We start from the raw sequence: 19,927 nt of genomic DNA, 5'->3' as shown, positions 1-19,927 counted from the left end.
ACTGCGATTAATTCACTTACTTCTAGCAGGTAAATATAAATAGGACAAAATGAGAATCAGAAAATTGCTTATTGCTTATTGCTAAACACTTTACTTTTTTTAAACTGTAAAAAGGAAGTGGATGTAGAATCCATTTCAAATACAGAACATCTTATCGAAGCAGCTTATACTGTGAGAAAAGAAAAGGGCTTTGATGTTAAGCATAATTCTGCTGTTGTTGATTTTTTAAGCAAGAATAACCTTAACTTTAAGAATCACGAGGCTAGTAAAATTTTGTATTTTGATGATTTTGACTTTTTTGTTGATACCAATATTTATAATTACGTAGTAGATAATCAGGGAACCTATGAATCATTTACATTTCCTGTAAAGCGGTTTACATCTTCATTTGCATTAGAAAATTTAGTTATATCAATTAATAATAATGTTACCACCATATATTTGGTTAGGTATGATTTTGATGATGCCCAAATGTTACAGTTTAAATCAGGAATTGAAGTCTTGGGAGATTTTCACTTCGAGTTTATAGAACTTAATGGTTTTACAGAGGCAGATTTGTTTAATAAAGTTGAATTTAATGAGGATACACAATGTTGGGAAGACGTTGTTACTTATCATTCTAATCCTTATGGCACCTATGTTTATGAGGGATATTGTCCACATGAAGAAGGGTATTGTACTGTACATACAATGGTTTCTCAGTTGTATTGTCATGGTGGTGGCTCTGGAAATGGTGGTACGGGAGGTACAGGTGATGGAGGAAGTGGTGGCTCTGGAGGCGGTTCAAGTGGAAGTGATTCAGGGAGTGATGGTGATGATTTAGGAGATTTAGGGTGTAAAGGATGCGATGATGATCCTGATTTTGTAATAACAGAACCAATTATTGACGATTCTATCAGTTTATCTGATTGTGAACAAATAAAGAATACCATGAGCAAGTCTATAGCAAATCATTCTTCTAGAACGGCTGATGTGAATCTTTTACTAAACGACCTTTCGAATGCTGTAAATGCTGCTACCGGAGAAATGTCTTATGTTTTAACTCCTCTAACGACAGCGGAGGATAGTTTTCAGGCTAATTATACTGAAGGTGTTGCCGGTGAAGATGAGGTTATAGTTCAATTAAATACGATTAATACAGCGATAAGTATATTAATGCATATCCATTACAATACAGAAACTCCTGCTCCAGGTAAAAAACAATTATCTGTATTTTCTTTAAATGATATTTACACTATATATAAGTTTGTAATGACAGGAAATATTTTTAGTCCAAATACATTTATGTCAACTTTGTCTACAGAGCATGGTACGCATTATGTATTGACTATCAATGATGGTGATTCTTTTAAAAATTCTGAATATGCTCAGAAATATTTTGCACATTGGGAAGATACAAATCCAGACTTCCTTATGTCGAATAAGAAAGCAGTGTATGAGTTTACATATACATATGGAATATCAGTTGATAAACCGATAGCTGGTGTTGAAGAGCAGTTTGTGAAATTTTTATCTAATAAAGAATTGGCCTTAACTTTATATAGATCCAATAGTACCTTTACTGAGTTTACACAATTGGATTATGAAGATGGAAATTTAATAGAAACACCTTGTGAATAAAAAAAGAAAAATGAAAAATATTATAACTTTATTACTTTGTTTATCGAGTATGCTTGTAAAAGCGCAATTTCCTATTGTAGATATCGCTTCAGATTATAATAGTGACCAAATAGTAGAGAATTGTTATCTTAAAGATGTAACCAACTCATTTGCTCCTTATGTTGGTACTTGGCAATGGTGTAGTGGTGCAGATACCCTAACTATTGAAATGGCAAAATATACAATGGTATATGATACGTTAGGTTTACCCCCACATTATTATAGAGATGTATTGGTTGGAAAATATCGTTATGTAAAGGATGGGTATGAAGTTATAAATACCTTAAATTACCCTATTACAAATACTAATATATTTAGTGCTCATCCTGTATATACTGGATCATTGGTTCCTATTTTTGGAGGGCGGTATCGAAATGATGATTATGCGGGATTATTTTTTGAAGATTACTTAAAAGATAAATCAGAATCTATGAAATTGGTATTGCAGTTAACCCAAGTAGGAGAACCATCTAAAGTGCAGTTAATTTTAGAAAATAGTGAGCATTGGGCTTTAGGTGCTGCGGAGCATAGAGATCCTGAGTTTACGATTCCTAATTATGTGATATTAACGAAACAATAAATGAATATTAAATAAACATACTATGGTAAAAACGGTTGTAAATCTATTTTTTTATGTGTTGTGCCTTAACGGTGTTTGCACAGTCTAACGAGTTAACTTCGGAAGAATTTTATAACATTCAGTTTAACGGAGTATCTTTTAAAACCCTTGAAGCTACCAAAGGAAGTACTGAATATGACCAAGCGAGTAATTTGATTACTAACATAGAATACTATGTTTGGAGTTAACTAGTACTGATTGTTTTAAAGAATTGTTGAAAATATAGTTTTGAGGCTCTATAATTATCAAACGGTAATTATAGAGCTTTCATTTTTTAATCAATACTCTATAAATAACTTCGCTTTTTTGGGCGCTATCAAAACATGATAATTGTCATGTTAATTAAGTAACTCCTTAAATACCTTTGTATTAAATAAAAGGATATGAGCAATTCTTTAATTCAGAAGTATAACGTGGCGGGGCCACGCTACACGAGCTACCCTACGGTGCCGTATTGGAACCCTGAATCGTACCACTATTCCGGATGGATAAGTAGTGTACAACAGGCGTTTAACGAGAGTAATGAGGCAGAAGGAATAAGCCTGTATATTCACTTACCTTTTTGCGAAAGTATGTGTACTTTTTGCGGGTGTCATAAGCGTATTACAAAACGCCACGATGTAGAGCACCCATACATAGAAGCTTTGCTTAAAGAGTGGGAATTGTATACCGACTTATTTGAGCGTACACCCAAGATTAAAGAAATACACTTGGGAGGTGGGACTCCTACTTTTTTCTCACCTGAAAATTTACTCCAATTAATCAATGGTATTTTTGAACGTGCCGAGTGTTGCGAAACCTATGAGTTTAGCTTTGAAGGGCATCCTAACAATACCACTCGTGAGCATTTACAAGCCTTATACGATGTAGGTTTTAGAAGAGTAAGCTACGGGGTGCAAGATTATTCGTTAAAAGTACAGAAAGCTATAAATAGAATTCAACCATATGAATATGTACAACAAGCAACCGAAATGGCACGAGAAATTGGCTATACGTCTGTGGGGCACGATTTGGTTTTTGGATTGCCTTTTCAAGCATTGGAAGATGTTATGGAAACAATTGGCAAAACCGAAACTTTAATGCCAGACAGAATTGCATTTTATAGTTATGCCCATGTGCCATGGATTAAAGGAAACGGGCAAAGAGGATTTAATGAAGATGATTTGCCTTCAGGGGAAGTAAAGAGAGCGCTTTACGAAGAAGGTAAAAAGAAATTAGCCGATATGGGGTATGTTGAAATTGGAATGGATCATTTTGCCTTACCCGAAGATACCTTGTTTAAGGCAATGGATCAGGAAACCATGCACAGAAACTTTATGGGGTATACGGCAAGCAAGACGCAATTAATGATAGGGCTAGGCGTTTCTAGTATCAGTGATAGCTGGTATGGTTTTGCTCAAAATGAAAAGAATATCGAAAATTATTATCAAATATTGAACAAAAACGTCATTCCTGTATATAGAGGGCATTTATTATCAAAAGAAGATTTGGTAGTTCGTAAACATATTTTAAATTTGATGTGCAATTTTAAAACTTCTTGGGACGATGCCGATATGTACTTTGACGATATTCCTAGGGTCATTATAAAATTGACTGAAATGGAACAGGATGGACTCTTGTGTGTATCTTCAAATGGAATAATCGTAACTGAAAAGGGGAAACCCTTTGTAAGGAATGTATGTATGGCTTTTGATTTACATTTACAACGCAAAAAACCAGAGACCAAACTATTTTCTATGACAATTTAAAAACTATTACTTAAACTTTAAGCTATTATAACTATGAACAAAATTATTGTACCCGTTGACTTTTCTGAGCATTCAGAATTTGCATTGTATACGGCGTCTGTTCTTGCTAAAAAAACCAACACCGAAATTGAGATAGTTCACATGTTAGAACTTTCTGAGGCGTTATTAAACAAATCAGAAGGTCAACAACAGTTAGAGTCTATCTATTATTTAAGATTGGCTGAAAAGAAATTTGAAGAATTCTTAGACAAAGACTATTTAAAAGGATTTAAAATTACTCCGGTAATTAAGCATTTTAAAGTATTTTCTGAATTAGCTGAAATGGCTAAGGAAGATGATTTAATTATTATGGGATCTCATGGTAGTTCTGGAGTAGAGGAGTTTTTTATGGGGTCTAATACGGAGAAGGTAGTTAGAACTTCTGATGCCCCTGTATTAGTAATTAAAAATAAAGTAGCCGATTTAGATTTTGAAACGGTTGTTTTTGCTTGCGATCTTAAAGAAGAAAATGTAGCTGCTTATAACAAAGCTCAGAAAATCTTTAACGCTATTGGTGCTAAGGTACAGTTACTTTATGTAAACTTGCCTAACGATTATTTTATGAGTACTCATGAAATTAAAGAGTTAACAGAAAACTTCTTGGCTAAAGCTGCTAAAGAACCAGATTTTCCAGTAGCATATTATTCAGATTATACTGTTGAAGATGGTGTTATTAACTATAGTAATACTATTAGTGCAGATCTTATTGCAATTCCAACACATGGAAGAACGGGTATGTCTCACTTCTTTAATGGTAGTATTGGTGAAGATATCGCTAATCATTCTACGTTACCAGTGGTAACTTTTAAAATCTAAGGATACTTATTTAAGATTAAACTTAAATCATATAAAAAAACTGGATGTAATTTAATTACATCCAGTTTTCTTTTATATAGATTACTGATTTAGTTGTTTCTTTTTAATGACAATTAGGTGCTTCTTTAACCATTAGATTGATATTGGATGGGGATATATACGGAATTCCTAATCCTAATCCTCTTAGAATAAAAAATACGGCTATAATACCTATAAATACTGGTACCAATTTTTGAATTTTGTATCGTATGGTATTGTTTAAAAAGTTGCCAATATAGGCAGCGGCACTCATAAGTGGTAGTGTACCTAACCCAAAAAGTACCATATATAAGGCGCTTTTTACCGGATTACCTAACGCTAAAGCTCCAAATACAGCCATATAAACTAATCCACAGGGTAATAATCCGTTTAACAATCCAATAGTAAAAAGAGATGAGTAACTTCTTTTTTTAAACTGTTTACCAAGTGCCGATTTTAATTTACTTATTAATTTATAAACGGGCTTGGTTATACTTACTTTTTGTAAGGTACTTTGCGGTATAATTACGGTTAGCAACATTAGAATACCCACAGTAATAGATAGTTGTTGCTGGTAGCCGCTAATGTAAAATCCGGTACCTAAGATTCCAAAGATTGCTCCAATAGTAGCATAGCTTAAAAACCTGCCCATATGGTAGCTCATAATCTGAAAAAATTTGGTAACGTGATTAGAGCGATCTAAGGGCAACATAAAAGCTATAGGGCCACACATACCAACACAGTGAAAACTACCTAAAAAACCTATTATGAAAGCAGAGATTAACATTTTTTAAAATGTAATTTGTTCTTTTGTTAAATAAGATTGATTTATATAATCCCATTTAACAGTAATGTTCCATCGGCCGTCTTTTAAGCGATTGTTAGGTATGAGCAAATGTGAATCAGATAATGAAATAGGGATTTCAAAATCCATATGCTTATCAGACGGCCTATATAGGAACATTGAACCTTTTACCAGCCCTGGTTTTATTTTTTTAGGGAACTGAACTAACAATCCTTCGTCAACTTTTTCAAATACCACATCCATGTTCATTGACTTGGTGAGTGATAACGTATTAATGTCTTTTTGATAACCTAGCTCTTGCTTATAGTAATCTTCAGTTACCATTTCTACATCAAAACTTTTGTCGGTACTTACTGTAATAATAAAATACATGATGTATGATATAAACAGTACAAAGGCCAGTACAATGCCCATTCCCCAGTTAAATTTTAGTTTCATACCTAACGATTTAAAAAATTAAACTATCTGATAAATCCGTCACATTAGCGGATGTTTCTATAATCATCCACTTTTAGTTTGCTCTTCCAAAAGTGGATGATAAATGTTATTTAGTTAAAGGACCTTGGTCCCATGAAAGAGGTAGATGTGGTTTCAATTAATTTATCTCCACTATAAACACCTATTTCAATTTTTGTTTTATTTCCATCTAAGAAGGCTTCGTCTATTTCAATAAACAGTGTTCCTTCTGCTAACCCTTGTTTAGGGATGGTAATGTCGTTACCGGTAACTACTTTAATAATACCTTCTTTATTAAGCAGCTTTAGGTGAACGTTATCATATTCATTAATCGTTTTGTTAATGATTTTAAATGTATATACGTTACTTAAAGTAGTTTCATCTACGTGTTGATATAACTGACCAGGTAAGCGTAATACTTTTGCTTCTACATCATTTCTCAAGAATAGCAGCCCTACTAAAACCGAAATTAAGATACCAAGAACAGCGGTGTAACCTTTCATTCTAGGAGTAAACTTAAATTTCTCATTTTTTGCAATATCATCTTCACTAGCGTATCTAATCAATCCTTTTGGCTTGTTAATACGATCCATGATGGTGTCGCATTCATCTATACATGCTGTACAGTTAACACATTCTAACTGCGTACCGTTTCTAATGTCTATACCGGTAGGGCAAACATGTACACATTGTAAACAATCAATACAATCTCCATGTCCTAAGGCTTCACGGTCTTCATTCTTTCTGAATTTTTTACGTCCATTTTCACCCTCCCCACGTTTGTAGTCATAGGCTACAACTACCGATTTATTATCTAGTAGTACCCCTTGTAATCTTCCGTAAGGACACGCTATAATACATACCTGTTCTCTAAACCATGAAAAAATAAAATAGAAAACACTGGTGAATATTAATAACGATATTAAGGTTCCTGAATGATTTAGCGGCCCTTCAGTGATATACTGTATGAGTACATCGCTACCTATTAAATAGGCTAAGAATACGTTGGCAATTAAAAAGGAAACAATAAAAAAGATGAACCATTTAATAAGTCTTTTTCTAATTTTCTCAGCATTCCATGATTGTGTGTCTAATTTGCGTTGCGCGTTTCTGTCACCCTCAATCCAGTATTCAATTCTTCTGAACACCATTTCCATAAAAATGGTTTGAGGGCATACCCATCCGCAAAAGATTCTACCAAAGGCTACTGTAAACAGGGTGATAAAAACCACCCCGATGATTAATGAAATTACAAAAAGGTAAAAATCTTGTGGCCAAAAGGGGAAACCGAAGATGTTAAATCTTCGTTCCAGTACATTGAAAAGTAAGAATTGATTTCCGTTAATCTTTATAAACGGTGCCGAAAATAAGAAGGCAAGCAATACATAACTTACTATTTTTCTTTTATCGTAAAACCATCCTTTCGGTTTCTTCGGATGAACCCATGAGCGATTCCCATCATCATTAATGGTGCTTATAGAGTCTCTGAATTTTTCGTTATCTGGAGTTTCCACTTTTATTTGATTTTATAAATTACTTTTGGTTGTATTTATTCAACTACAGTAACTTCTTCTGTGGTTTCTTCAAGAGTAGTTTCTGTTTCTTCAGAGGCTTCAGCATCCGTACTCTTTTCACCTTCCCAAATAATGTCTCCTTGCGGATCTTTAGGGCTTAATGTTGTTGTACCTTGTAAGCTTAAAACAAAACTAGCTACTTGCTGTCTTTCAAAAGGTTTCAACTGTGTCCATGGAACCATACCTTTACCATCTCTACCACCTTCAGTAATTGTAGTAAATACATTTTTGATGCCCCCACCTAAAATCCAGTATTTATCTGTTAGGTTAGGGCCAATTCCACCACCACCATCTGCAGCATGACAAGCAACACAATTAGCTGTAAAAATAGCTTTACCGGCTGCTATATCGCTAGCGTCTGTTAATAGGGTAACGTTATCTGCATTTACTAAGTCTTTGGCAGTTTTTAGATATTCGGCATGATCAATTTCGTATTGTGCTATTTCATTATCATATTCTTCTGCTTGTAAAGGAACTCCTAATACATGGTATCTAATGCCGTAGATAACACCAAAAGTAATCGTAATATAGAATAGCCATAACCACCAAGGAGGAAGATTGTTATCTAACTCTTTAATACCATCATAATCATGGTCTAAGATAATCTCACCTTCTTCTTCTATTGGTTTTTGATCTAATAATTTTTTATATAACTTATTATACCACGCATTTTCTTTTGCTAAAGCTTTTTTCTCGGCCATAGCTTGTTTGCGTTCTTCTGTCATTATAGCCTCTGTAAGCGCATGCATGGTACCTACCATAACTTCTATACCTATTAATGCAATGGTGAACAAGCCAAGAAAAATAGGCACCTCCGGATAGGTTAAAAAGGCCGGTTTGTCTCCAGAGTCAATAAAATATTCTGCTGCTCCGGCTACGATAGCAACAATAATTACAACTCTTAAATATGATGTGAAACTTCTCATGATAAATTATTGTTGGTTGTTGTCAGTTCATCGTCTAATGGTAAAGCACTTATTTCGTTAATTTCTTCTTTCTTCTTGGTGTATGCTTTAACAATAATCATTGTAAAGAATATGAAGAAAATAAGTAGCGAAATAATCGGATAAATATCCACGTCTGCAATAGTGTCTAAATGATGTTTTACATACCTTAACATAATACTTAGTTTTTAGCAGTTACTTTTTCCGGGTTTTTTATCTTGATATCTGTACCAAGCCTTTGCAGGTATGCAATAAGAGCTACGATTTCTCTATCCTTCATTTCTACAAATGGCTCTTTTAATTTGGCAGCTCTAGCTTTCGCTTTATCATAGCTTTTTGCATAATCGGGATCGTTAGTATATAAACTCTCCTGAATTTTAGCCGCTTGTGTTTCCATTGTTTTTGTAGCATTAGCAATATCTTCCTCTGTATAAGGAACTCCTAAAGTAACCATGGCTTCCATTTTACCTTTAATGTTAGATCGATTGTGTTTTTTATTATCAACTAACCAAGGATATTTAGGCATAATAGAACCTTCAGATGTAGAAGTAGGGTCTATCATATGGTTAAAGTGCCAGTTGTCGTTATATTTCCCCCCAACTCTTAGTAAGTCTGGTCCAGTACGTTTACTACCCCATAAGAATGGGTGGTCATACACATATTCTCCAGCTTTAGAATATTCACCATAACGTTCGGTTTCATTTCTAAATGGTCTAATCATTTGAGAGTGACAACCCACACAGCCTTCACGAATGTATAGATCTCTACCTTCAAGCTCAAGAGGAGTGTAAGGTTTAACACTTGTAATAGTAGGGATGTTAGAGTCTACCATTAATGTTGGTACAATTTGAATAATTCCACCAATAGCAACAGCTACTAAAGAAAGCACTGTGAATAAGATAGGCTTACGCTCTAGCCATGGGTGTAATTTTTCGTTAGCTAATCTACGTTTGCTAATTCTTTTAAGCGCCGGAGCTTCTGCTAAATCATCGGTTACTTTAGAACCATTTGCAGCAGTAATAGAAAGGTTAATAACACCAACAATAGTTCCAGTTAAATATAAAGTACCACCAATAGCGCGCATCCAGTACATAGGGAATAATTCGGTAACTGTTTCTAGGAAGTTACCATAGGCTAAGTGTCCATCAGGCTCAAATTGTTTCCATAAAGAATATTGAGTAAATCCAGCGAAATACATTGGTAATGCATATAAAAGAATACCTAAAGTACCAATCCAGAAATGGAAGTTAGCTAATGAAACAGAGTGTAATTTAGTTTTAAATAATTTAGGAACTAACCAGTACATCATACCATAAGCAAGGAAACCATTCCAAGCTAATGCACCTACGTGTACGTGAGCAATAATCCAGTCGGTAAAGTGTCCAACTGCATTTACAGATTTTAAAGAAAGCATCGGTCCTTCAAAAGTAGCCATACCATAACCTGTAATAGCCACTACCATAAATTTAAGAACAGGATCTACGCGAACTTTATCCCAAGCACCACGTAAGGTAAGTAACCCATTAATCATACCACCCCAAGAAGGAGCAATAAGCATAACAGAGAATACAGTTCCTAAACTTTGTGCCCAGTCTGGTAAAGAAGAGTACAATAAGTGGTGAGGGCCTGCCCAGATATAAATGAATATTAATGACCAGAAGTGAACAATAGACAGTCTATATGAGTATACAGGTCTATTAGCCGCTTTAGGAACAAAATAATACATTAACCCTAAGAAAGGAGTAGTTAAGAAGAAAGCCACTGCGTTGTGTCCGTACCACCACTGTACTAATGCATCCTGAACTCCGGCGTAGATAGAGTAACTCTTTAATCCGCTAACAGGAAGTTCAAGGTTGTTAAATACGTGAAGCATAGCCACAGTTACAAACGTAGCAATATAAAACCATATAGCTACATAAATGTGACGCTCTCTACGTTTTAGTAAAGTACCAATAAGGTTTATACCAAAAGCAACCCAAACTAGTGTAATGGCAATATCAATTGGCCATTCTAATTCGGCGTACTCTTTAGATGAGGTAAAGCCTAAAGGTAAGGTAACGGCTGCCGCTACAATAATTAGCTGCCATCCCCAGAAATTAAAATTACTTAAAAAGTCACTAAACATTCTTGCCTTAAGCAAGCGTTGAGTAGAGTAGTAGGTACCCGCAAAAATAGCATTACCTACAAAGGCAAAGATAACAGCATTGGTGTGTAAAGGTCTTAGCCTACCAAAACTTAACCATGAAATACCTTCTGTTAAGGATGGGAATATAAACATGAATGCTAGTAATAGTCCTACCAACATTCCTACAATACCCCATAGCATGGTGGCGTAGAGAAACTTTTTTACAATTTTGTTATCGTAATAAAATTGCTGCATTTCCATAATTATGATTGTTTATTCTTAGTTTTTTCTTTAACAAGTTCGTCTTCAAAAAGCATACGCACCGATGGGGTGTAGCTGTCATCGTATTGTCCCGATTTTACTGCTCTGATAAAAAGGGTAAAGAATACGATAGCAACTATAATGCTAACAGTTATTAAAATGTAAATGACACTCATACCTATTTTCGAATGTTAAACAAATGTAGTTTTGTAATTAGCCTTAAAGAATGATATTTATCATAGTCGGCAACTATTTTAGTTGTTTTCCAATGATATTGGTGAGTACTGTAACAAAGGTTACAATACTAATGGAGCTTAATGGCATTAAGATAGCGGCAATAACCGGAGATAAATTTCCGCTCACCGCAAAGCTTAATCCAACAATATTGTATAAGAAAGACAGTAAAAAACTGGCTTTTATGATACGAATTGACGTTTTAGATGTATGTAAATATTTACTAAGATTACGTACGTTAATTGCGTCTAGAATAGCATCACAAGCAGGAGAAAATACATTTACATTTTCGGCAATAGCAATTCCTACGTTGCTTTGTTTTAAAGCTCCGGCATCATTTAATCCATCACCTACCATTAATACATTTTTACCGTTACTTTGAAGTTTTTTTACAAACTCCAATTTACTATCTGGTTTTTGATTAAAATGTAATTCAGTGCCTTCTGGTAGCATCTTAGTTAAAGCCTCCTTTTCACTATTATTATCTCCTGATAGTATAATTAGTTTATAATTTTCAGAGAGCTTTTCAAATAATTCAGAAATACCATCTCTATAATGATTTCTAAACAAGTATTGCCCCTTGTATTTATGATCACTACTAATATGTACGGTGGTTCTAGTAGTGGTGGCAACCACAGTATCTGATACAAATGCAGGTGATCCTACCTTTATCTCGTGATTGTTAAAAGTGGCTACCATTCCTTTTCCTGTAAATTCTTCAAAGTAATCAGGAGCTACTATATCATTTGCATTAAGAAGCTTATAAAGTTGTCTGCTTAAGGGGTGATTAGAGTTTCTTAGAGTGTTTTTTAAAAAAACTTCTTCTTTGTTTGTAAAAGCTTCGCCTTCATAACTTAACTCCCCTTTGTTACTATGGGTAATGGTTCCTGTTTTGTCAAAAATAACGGTATCTATATCTGCTAGTTTTTCTAGTACATCTGCATTTTTTAGATAACATTTCTTTTTACCTAAAATGCGTAAAAGATTCCCCATAGTAAATGGAGCCGATAAGGCCAATGCACACGGACAAGCAATTATAAGTACTGCTGTAACTACATTCCATGACTTTTCTGGGCTATAGAAGTACCAAAATAATCCTGATACTATGGCTACTAATAAGATAGCAATGGTGAAGTATTTACTAATAGAGTCTGTAATAGATTTAAAGCCATCTTCTTTATTTTTATTGAAAACATCATTACTCCATAATTGGGTAAGGTAACTTTGCGATATGCTTTTAAGTACTTCTATTTCTATAGCGCCACTTGTTTGTTTACCACCGGCAAATAATTTATCTCCACTTTGTTTATATACGGTTTGAGATTCTCCGGTTACAAAGCTGTAATCTATTTGAGCGTTACCGTTAATAAGAATTCCGTCTACAGGAATTAGCTCTTGATTTCTAATCAGTATTCTATCCCCTTTTTCAATGTCATATACCTGAATAGTTTCCTCCGTTTTATCTGAATTTATTTTGGTTATTCCTATTGGGAAATAACTTTTATAGTCTCTTTCAAAAGATAAAAAGTTGTATGTTTTTTGTTGAAAGAATTTGCCAAGCAATAAAAAGAAAACTAAACCAGTAAGGCTATCAAAAAAACCTTGTCCCTGATTGGTTACAATTTCAAAAAAGCTTCTGATGAATAGAACCAATATGCCTAAAGCAATTGGAATGTCTATATTTAGAAACTTAGATTTTAATCCTTTGTAGGCCGACTTAAAATAGTCGTTAGCAGCATAGAATACCACGGGAAGACTTAAGGTAAACATAAGCCACCTGAATAAGAACTTGTATTGATTTAGCCAGTATTCATCTACTTCGAAATATTCAGGGAAAGATAATAGCATTATATTTCCGAAAGAAAATCCAGCTACCCCTAGCTTATAGATAATATCTCTGTTAATACCTTTTTTGTTTCCACCATAGTCTTCTAGACTTATGTAGGGTTCGTAGCCTATACTACTTAACAGCAATACAATGTCTTTTAATGAAGTTTCGGTTGCATGATAGGTAATTCTAACCGTTTTTTTAGGGAAGTTAATTATAGAGCTACTTATATTCTTGTTAAGTTTCTGAAGATTTTCTAATAACCAAATACAAGAACTACAGTGAATGTTTGGAATGAATAAGGTAGCAATTTGAATGGTACCATCATTAAACTCTAATAATTTTTCTGTAATTTCAGGTTTGTTTAAATAATTGTACTTACCTTCAATCTCCGGTGGAGTGGTTCCTGGGGTTTGGGTCATGTCGTAGTAACATGTTAACTCGTTTTCAGAGAAAATCTCATAAACGGTTTTACAGCCATTGCAACAGAATGTTTTATCATCGTGTACAATAGTCGTGTCTTCACAGGGGTTTCCACAGTGATAACATCGTGATTCCATAATTTGCTCATTTACCTAAAACAAATATGATAATCAATAGGTGAAAAAAATATGATAATTGTCATACGTTTCTTAAATTTACAAATTAAATTGTTTAACCTAAAATCTTCCTTTTGTTATGAGTAAATGTGAACAATGTATTATTAGAAAATTTAGTTCTTTGAGAGCTTTGAATAAGGAAGAATTAATAAAAATTTCTGGCTGTAAAGTTTCTAGAGTAGTAAAAAAAGGAGATATTCTTTTTGAAGAAGGAGACCATTTAAAAGGTGTTTTTTGTATTAGAGAAGGCGCTTGTAAACTTACTAAGCTAAGTCCTAATGGTAAAAATCATATTGTGAAGTTTATTACCAAAGGAGATCTACTAGGTCAGCGTAGTGTTATTAGCGACGAATCTGTAAACTTAAGTGCAGTAGCTGTTAATGATATGGAGGTTTGTTTTATTCCTAGAGAAGAAATAATGACTTCTTTTAAAGGTAATCCAGATTTTTCGGTTGAGGTAGTAAGAGATATTTGCTATGATTTAAAAAATTCTGATGATGGTGCTGTAAATATGGCACAGAAGAATGTAAAACAAAGATTGGCAGATTCTTTATTATATCTTCATGATACCTTTGGGGAAGATGTAGACGGATTTATAAAAGTACAGCTATCGAGAGAAGAGATTGCCGGAATGGTTGGTACTGCAACAGAATCTTTAATTAGAATGCTTTCTGAGTTTTCTAAAAAAGGACTTATTGAAGTAAAAGGAAAACGTATTAAGATTACCAGTATTTTAAAAATACAGAATGTTTCTGATGGTATAATGTAATGAAATAACAAATCTACTTTAACTATTTATGGCATTAGTAACAATGAATAAATAGTTAAAAAAGACATAAATAAGAAAGGGAAAACCCTCTTATTTATGTCTTTTTTTCATATATTACTTAGATGTTTCAAGGTAAATTTGTATCTTGAAAATAAAAGAAAAATCCAGAACAACCCCAAATTGCTATGATTAAAGTAAGTGTAGTAGATGATCACAAGCTGTTTAGAGAGAGTCTTGCCATTTTATTGGAAACTTTTGAGAATGTTGAGGTATTCTCAAAATCTGAGCATGGGAAAGATTTTCTTACCTTTTTAGAAACTTCAGAAATACATCCGGATATTGTTTTATTGGATATTCAAATGCCAGTAATGGATGGGTATGAGACTAGTGAGGTGTTAAGAGAAAAATATCCAGAGATTAAAATTATAATGGTCTCCCAATTAACAACACGCGAAAGTATCCATAAAGTGATGGAGTTTGGGGTGCATGGTTTTTTTACAAAGAACTCATCCCCGGAAGATTTAGAAGAAACGATACGAATATTAACAGAACGAGATTTTTATTTAGGTAAAGATTTATCTTGGGCTTTGAAAGAATTAATTGAGTATGGTGATAAGGCGGAAAATCCGTTGGGGATATTGATATCTGAAAGAGAGTTAGAGGTAATAAAGCTTGCGGCTAAAGAATACAATAGTGTACAAATTGCTGATGAATTGAATATTAATGTAAGAACTGTGGAGACCCATAGAAAACGCATTATGGAGAAAACAAAGAGTAAGAATTTTATTGGGGTTATTGTTTATGCGGTTAAAAACAATTATCTTTCTTTAGACGAAGTGTAGATTACGTATAAATACGTATTGACTTGATAAATATAATATATGATATTTGTTTTGAAGCGCAATTGGAAAAAGCGTTGTAAATTTGGATTTAGATACTAATATTTATTTCAATATATATTAAAAATATCAATAGTTATTATTTATAATAATTATTGTGTTTAAACAATTAAACATTTTATATGTTTAAGGGTTTGGTTTGGGGGGAAAAGCTGTCTGAAAAGACAGCTTTTTTATTTTTGTACTTTTACGTTATAATCGATATTAAATTCTCCCAGATTTGTCTGGATAATAGAAATGGAATTTTTTATAAATGCTTCGAGGGCTTGCCCCGAGGATTATTTTCTATCATAAATTTATAATACTCAAAATTTTATGCTACATACTTATGTTCCTCACGATTTTTCAGTTAATAAAAAAATCTTTGTAAATAGAAATATCCCCTCTTCTGCAATTGAGTTATTAACTAAATCTGGATTTAATTTATTGGTTTGGGATGGAGATATTTCATTGTCAAATACTAAAGTAAAGGAGTTGCTGCTAGACTGTGATGCTTTTTTAAGTACCGGAGAAATAGTAATAGAAGAAGAATTATTGGAGGGGAACTCTAGATTGAAAATTGTATCACAGGCCTCTTCTGGTTATAATAATATAGCCATTGATGCAGCTACAAAATTGAATATACTTGTAGCAAATGCACCTAATACCATGAATAAGGCTACTGCAGATATTGCGTTTGCCTTGATGTTGGCAGCCTCCCGAAAAATGTTTTACATGTATGAGCTCATTAAAAAAGGAGCATGGGATAGTTTTAAGTTTACAGATTTTTTGGGGCAGGAGCTTCATAATAAAACCTTAGGTGTTTTTGGGTTGGGTAGCATAGGTTTTGAAATGGCAAAACTATGTAAGCAAGCTTATAATATGGAGGTTATCTATCATAATAGAAAGCCTAATGAAAAAGCAAATGATGAATTAAATGCTAAGTATGTGTCTTTTGATAAATTGCTAATAGAAAGTGATGTGCTGTCCGTACACTGCAATTTAACTTCTGATACTCAAGGTATATTTGATAAGAATACTTTTTCAAAAATGAAGTCTACCTCTATTTTTGTTAACGTTGCTAGGGGAGGTGTTCATGTAGAGGAAGACTTAATTGAAGCCTTAAAAACTGGAGAAATTTGGGGAGCAGGATTAGATGTAACAAATCCGGAACCAATGGCTAAAGCAAATCCTTTATTAAAAATGGAGAATGTTGCCGTTACCCCACATATTGGTTCGGCAACGGTAACGGCAAGAATGGCCATGGCCGAAGCTGCCGCTATTAATATTATTCAATTCTTTAAGGGAGAAAAAGTGACTAATAGTATTAACTTGTAATATTATAAACAAGTCTTTAATCTAATCCCAAAATTTATAAAAGTGTTTTATAGGGCCGTGACCGTTTCCTAATTTATAATTTTTGCCCTGTTCTAAGGCTTGGTGAAGGTAATTGATGCCGTTTTGAACGGCAGTATCTAGTTCTTGATTCTTAGCTAAAAAGGACGCTATGGCTGAAGACAGTGAACAACCTGTGCCATGTGTATTTTGAGTTTGAATTCTTTTATTTTTAAAAGTATAGGTTTGTTTTATGTTATTATCAAATAATATGTCTGTAAGAATATCATCTGTAAAATGTCCTGCTTTTAATAATACAGAGGTGTCGCAGATTTGACCTAAAGTAGTTGCAGCTTCAATTAGATGTTCCTGATGCTTAATTTGTTTGCCTAGTAAAAGAGAAGCTTCTGGTAAATTAGGGGTGATTAGTGTAGCTAATGGGAGTAACTCTTTTTTTAAGGCTTCTATAGCTTCAGATTGTAAAAGCGGATCGCCCGAAGTAGCAACCATTACGGGGTCTATAACAATATTTTTAACCTGATATTTTAGAAGTATTTCTTTAACATTAAGTATAACTTCAGTGCTGTGCAGCATGCCTATTTTAATAGCATCAAATGAAATGTCTGATAAAACAGATTCTAGTTGTTGTGTTAGAAAGGCTATAGGTACTGGGTGTATCTCTTGAACACCCACCGTATTTTGAGCGGTTAATGCGGTAATAGCGGAAGCGGCATAACAACCACAGGCTGAAATAGCCTTAATATCTGCCTGAATTCCTGCACAGCCACCACTATCACTGCCTGCGATAGTGAGTACTTTATAATATTGATTTATATTCTCCATGATTCAAGTTGATAAGCACTATCCCAAAATAGCCATTCCATTTTAGAGGCTGTTGTAAAGGCATCCAGCATTTGTTTTTGTATGTCTTTTGTTGTTTTTAAGGCAATATAGTCGCTAATTTCAATTGCTTTGGTCACCGAATTAGCAAATTCTTCACCACCATAAGTATCAATCCATGTTTGGTATTTGTTATTGGTAGCTGTTTGCGTAGCTAAGATGTAATCACCCACTTCCTTATAAATCCAAAAGCAGGGTAAAACGGCAGCTATAGCTACCTCTAAAGGGTGCGCTGCCAATTGCGTTTGAAGATAATTTGTGTAGAGCATACAAGAGGGGGATTTTTCGGTAGATATGTTTACCGAGAACGATTGTATAAATGTTTTGTGAAGTGCTTTTTCTACCATAATAGTTCCGGTAGAGAAGCCTAAAAAATCTTGGATATGCTCAGCATCTGAAAGTTTGCTTGCAATACCCGATAGAACTTTTCCAAAATTGGCTAAATACAATGCATCTTGTTGAATATAATACGCAAATTTTTCTTCTGGTAATGTGCCTTCTTTTAATTCTGTTATAAAAGGGTGTTCTACTATTTTATTATAAATGGGCTGTATAGTTTCCCATGCATGTTCACTCCATTTTGTCATAGTATCTCTTTAAATTTTTGAGCTTCTTTTTTAGGGTCAGTAGCTTTCATTAGTGCAGAAACTACTGCTACTCCATTAGCCCCTGCTTTTATTATTGGTCTCGCATTGTCTAAATGGATCCCTCCAATGGCTACTGTTCTGTGTTTTGACATAGCTACTATTTTTTCAACACCTTCAATACCAAAGGTGGTCTTAGTGTCTGTTTTGGTAGGGGTATTAAATACAGGAGAAATACCAATATAGTCAACATCTAATAAATTAGCTTCTTCTACCTGTTTATAGCTTTCAACAGACAGACCAATAATTTTATCCGGACCTAAAATTCTTCTGGCGATATGGTAGGGCATATCGTCCTGACCAATATGAATTCCATCTGCATCTATAGCCAATGCTACATCTATACGATCATTAATAATTAACGGGACATGATATTTAGCAAGTATTTCTTTTAGTTGAAAAGCTATAGATACAAATGCTCTGGTTGAAGCTGTTTTTTCTCTTAGCTGAACCATAGTAACACCTCCTAAAACACATTTTTCAACAATAGTAGGGAGTTCGGTTATAGAAACCATGGTACTGTCTGTAACCAAATATAATGAAGGATTAAAACTAGCTTTCATAGATGTAGTTTTCTTCAATGTGTGTAGTAGATAAATTGTATAATATATCTAAAAAGTGAAGCTGTAAAGTACCGGGACCATTTGAACTTCTAGCAGCAATTTCTCCTGCTATTCCCATAATGGCCATTGCACTGGTACAGGCTTCAATAGTATTTTGATTTGTAGCACAAAAAGCACCACACAATGCAGAAGCCGTACATCCTAAACCTGTAACCTTAGGCATTAGTGGATGTCCGTTTTTAATGCTGTGTGTATTTACTCCATCGGTAATATAGTCTGTTTCTCCACTAATTACAACTGTTGCATTTATTTGAAGAGCTAGTGCTTTAGCTGCGGTAAGCGCATCTTCGGTAGACATAGTACTATCAACACCTTTTGTTTTAATTCCTTCATTTATTAGTGCCATAATCTCGGAAGAATTTCCTCGAATAACTGTTGGACTGCAGTTTTCAATAATTTTCCAACATGTTTTGGTTCGTAAAGGAGTAGCTCCGGCACCTACGGGGTCTAAAATAATTGGGATACCTTTTTTCTTTGCTGCCTTACCAGCTTCTAACATGCCTTCAATCCATTGATTGTCTAGCGTACCTATATTCAAAACTAGAGCACTGGCAATAGAAACCATATCTGCCATTTCTTCTGCAGCATGTGCCATTACCGGAGAAGCACCAATGGCAAGTAAAGCATTGGCTGTAGTATTCATTACAACATAATTAGTAATATTGTGAACAAGAGGAGCTTTTTCTTTTAGTTGAACTAAGTTGTTAGCTATGGAATTTTTAGTAATAGTCATATATTATAATTGATTAAAAAACAAATGCGTCATTCTCTGATAGCATGAGAAAATGACGCATTCATAATTTCTAAACAATTAATTTACTAACATCATTTCCTACGCTGGTGCTAACCAGATCAGGTATTACGGGTATCATCTCAGCCCAAGGGCACCCCGAAATGTTATTTTAAAGGTACAAAAGTTTTTTGTTTAAATATCCGATTCTTTAGAATTTTTCTTTTATTTTTTCTTTATGTTTTAGTCCCTATTTATAAAGTTCTTGTATGGCAGTATGCAACGTTTTTCCATAGTGGGTTAGGGCATATTCTAAAACACTA

At 34.0% G+C, this 19,927-nt stretch carries 20 protein-coding genes and 1 riboswitch; of the genes, 8 read left to right on the top strand and 12 right to left on the bottom strand.

Annotation, left to right across the window (positions count from 1 at the left end; all coding sequences use genetic code 11):
• Positions 1 to 117 precede the first annotated feature (117 nt).
• The 5 genes from NBRC110019_RS11735 (at position 118) to NBRC110019_RS11715 (ending at position 4,881) form a co-directional block, all read left to right on the top strand.
• Positions 118 to 1,620 carry a hypothetical protein gene (locus NBRC110019_RS11735; RefSeq protein WP_281755060.1) on the top strand — a complete coding sequence of 501 codons (1,503 nt, stop codon included), beginning with the start codon at positions 118 to 120 and terminating at the stop codon, positions 1,618 to 1,620.
• A gap of 10 nt (positions 1,621 to 1,630) precedes the next feature.
• A complete protein-coding gene (locus tag NBRC110019_RS11730) occupies positions 1,631 to 2,239 on the top strand; it encodes a DUF6705 family protein (protein WP_281755058.1) in 609 nt (202 codons plus the stop codon).
• 53 nt (positions 2,240 to 2,292) lie between these two features.
• A complete protein-coding gene (locus tag NBRC110019_RS11725; RefSeq protein ID WP_281755056.1) occupies positions 2,293 to 2,466 on the top strand; it encodes a hypothetical protein in 174 nt (57 codons plus the stop codon).
• A gap of 195 nt (positions 2,467 to 2,661) precedes the next feature.
• The gene (gene hemN / locus NBRC110019_RS11720; protein WP_281755054.1) at positions 2,662 to 4,026 is read left to right on the top strand and encodes an oxygen-independent coproporphyrinogen III oxidase; all 1,365 of its coding nucleotides are present in this window, start codon (positions 2,662 to 2,664) and stop codon (positions 4,024 to 4,026) included.
• Positions 4,027 to 4,059: 33 nt separating this feature from the next.
• Complete coding sequence (locus NBRC110019_RS11715) at positions 4,060 to 4,881, top strand: universal stress protein (protein ID WP_281755053.1); 822 nt, start codon at positions 4,060 to 4,062, stop codon at positions 4,879 to 4,881.
• Between the two features lie 103 nt (positions 4,882 to 4,984).
• Here the strand turns inward: NBRC110019_RS11715 and NBRC110019_RS11710 are convergent, their stop codons facing one another.
• From NBRC110019_RS11710 to NBRC110019_RS11675, 8 genes are all read right to left on the bottom strand, one after another.
• The gene (locus tag NBRC110019_RS11710; RefSeq protein ID WP_281755051.1) at positions 4,985 to 5,686 is read right to left on the bottom strand and encodes a sulfite exporter TauE/SafE family protein; all 702 of its coding nucleotides are present in this window, start codon (positions 5,684 to 5,686) and stop codon (positions 4,985 to 4,987) included.
• A gap of 3 nt (positions 5,687 to 5,689) precedes the next feature.
• Positions 5,690 to 6,142, bottom strand: coding sequence for a FixH family protein (locus tag NBRC110019_RS11705; protein WP_281755049.1), 453 nt, complete (start codon positions 6,140 to 6,142; stop codon positions 5,690 to 5,692).
• 110 nt (positions 6,143 to 6,252) lie between these two features.
• Positions 6,253 to 7,674, bottom strand: a complete 1,422-nt coding sequence (gene ccoG, locus NBRC110019_RS11700) for a cytochrome c oxidase accessory protein CcoG (RefSeq protein WP_281755047.1) — start codon at positions 7,672 to 7,674, stop codon at positions 6,253 to 6,255.
• Positions 7,675 to 7,709: 35 nt separating this feature from the next.
• Entirely contained in the window at positions 7,710 to 8,660 is a 951-nt protein-coding gene (locus NBRC110019_RS11695; RefSeq protein ID WP_281755045.1) for a cbb3-type cytochrome c oxidase N-terminal domain-containing protein, read from the bottom strand.
• Entirely contained in the window at positions 8,657 to 8,854 is a 198-nt protein-coding gene (locus NBRC110019_RS11690) for a CcoQ/FixQ family Cbb3-type cytochrome c oxidase assembly chaperone (RefSeq protein ID WP_281755043.1), read from the bottom strand. The genes NBRC110019_RS11695 and NBRC110019_RS11690 overlap by 4 nt, the downstream gene beginning before the upstream one ends.
• A gap of 5 nt (positions 8,855 to 8,859) precedes the next feature.
• Positions 8,860 to 11,064 (bottom strand): cytochrome-c oxidase, cbb3-type subunit I, encoded by a 2,205-nt coding sequence (gene ccoN, locus NBRC110019_RS11685; protein ID WP_281755041.1) that lies wholly within the window; start codon positions 11,062 to 11,064, stop codon positions 8,860 to 8,862.
• A gap of 2 nt (positions 11,065 to 11,066) precedes the next feature.
• Positions 11,067 to 11,240, bottom strand: a complete 174-nt coding sequence (gene ccoS / locus NBRC110019_RS11680) for a cbb3-type cytochrome oxidase assembly protein CcoS (RefSeq protein ID WP_281755039.1) — start codon at positions 11,238 to 11,240, stop codon at positions 11,067 to 11,069.
• A gap of 73 nt (positions 11,241 to 11,313) precedes the next feature.
• The gene (locus NBRC110019_RS11675) at positions 11,314 to 13,686 is read right to left on the bottom strand and encodes a heavy metal translocating P-type ATPase (protein ID WP_281755038.1); all 2,373 of its coding nucleotides are present in this window, start codon (positions 13,684 to 13,686) and stop codon (positions 11,314 to 11,316) included.
• 118 nt (positions 13,687 to 13,804) lie between these two features.
• Here NBRC110019_RS11675 and NBRC110019_RS11670 point away from each other — a divergent pair, with 118 nt between their 5' ends.
• The 3 genes from NBRC110019_RS11670 (at position 13,805) to NBRC110019_RS11660 (ending at position 16,710) form a co-directional block, all read left to right on the top strand.
• Entirely contained in the window at positions 13,805 to 14,494 is a 690-nt protein-coding gene (locus tag NBRC110019_RS11670; protein WP_281755037.1) for a Crp/Fnr family transcriptional regulator, read from the top strand.
• Between the two features lie 185 nt (positions 14,495 to 14,679).
• Positions 14,680 to 15,336 (top strand): response regulator transcription factor, encoded by a 657-nt coding sequence (locus tag NBRC110019_RS11665; protein ID WP_281755036.1) that lies wholly within the window; start codon positions 14,680 to 14,682, stop codon positions 15,334 to 15,336.
• Positions 15,337 to 15,708: 372 nt separating this feature from the next.
• Positions 15,709 to 16,710, top strand: coding sequence for a 2-hydroxyacid dehydrogenase (locus tag NBRC110019_RS11660; protein ID WP_281755035.1), 1,002 nt, complete (start codon positions 15,709 to 15,711; stop codon positions 16,708 to 16,710).
• A gap of 21 nt (positions 16,711 to 16,731) precedes the next feature.
• On the opposite strand, the gene thiD is transcribed toward NBRC110019_RS11660, so the two are convergent.
• The 4 genes from thiD to thiM are packed head-to-tail and all read right to left on the bottom strand — an operon-like array spanning position 16,732 to position 19,607.
• Positions 16,732 to 17,550, bottom strand: a complete 819-nt coding sequence (thiD, locus tag NBRC110019_RS11655; RefSeq protein ID WP_281755033.1) for a bifunctional hydroxymethylpyrimidine kinase/phosphomethylpyrimidine kinase — start codon at positions 17,548 to 17,550, stop codon at positions 16,732 to 16,734.
• A complete protein-coding gene (tenA, locus tag NBRC110019_RS11650) occupies positions 17,538 to 18,194 on the bottom strand; it encodes a thiaminase II (RefSeq protein ID WP_281755032.1) in 657 nt (218 codons plus the stop codon). The genes thiD and tenA overlap by 13 nt, the downstream gene beginning before the upstream one ends.
• Positions 18,191 to 18,814: a thiamine phosphate synthase gene (gene thiE, locus NBRC110019_RS11645; RefSeq protein ID WP_281755031.1), complete on the bottom strand. Its 624-nt coding sequence runs from the start codon at positions 18,812 to 18,814 to the stop codon at positions 18,191 to 18,193. Before thiE ends, tenA begins: the two co-directional genes overlap by 4 nt.
• Positions 18,804 to 19,607, bottom strand: a complete 804-nt coding sequence (thiM, locus tag NBRC110019_RS11640; protein WP_281755030.1) for a hydroxyethylthiazole kinase — start codon at positions 19,605 to 19,607, stop codon at positions 18,804 to 18,806. Before thiM ends, thiE begins: the two co-directional genes overlap by 11 nt.
• A gap of 78 nt (positions 19,608 to 19,685) precedes the next feature.
• A riboswitch (TPP riboswitch) is annotated at positions 19,686 to 19,776 on the bottom strand.
• Positions 19,777 to 19,927: the final 151 nt, after the last annotated feature.

Source organism: Neptunitalea chrysea, from assembly GCF_027924145.1.
GTDB lineage: Bacteria > Bacteroidota > Bacteroidia > Flavobacteriales > Flavobacteriaceae > Neptunitalea > Neptunitalea chrysea.
This window is presented reverse-complemented; position numbering and strand designations above follow the sequence as displayed.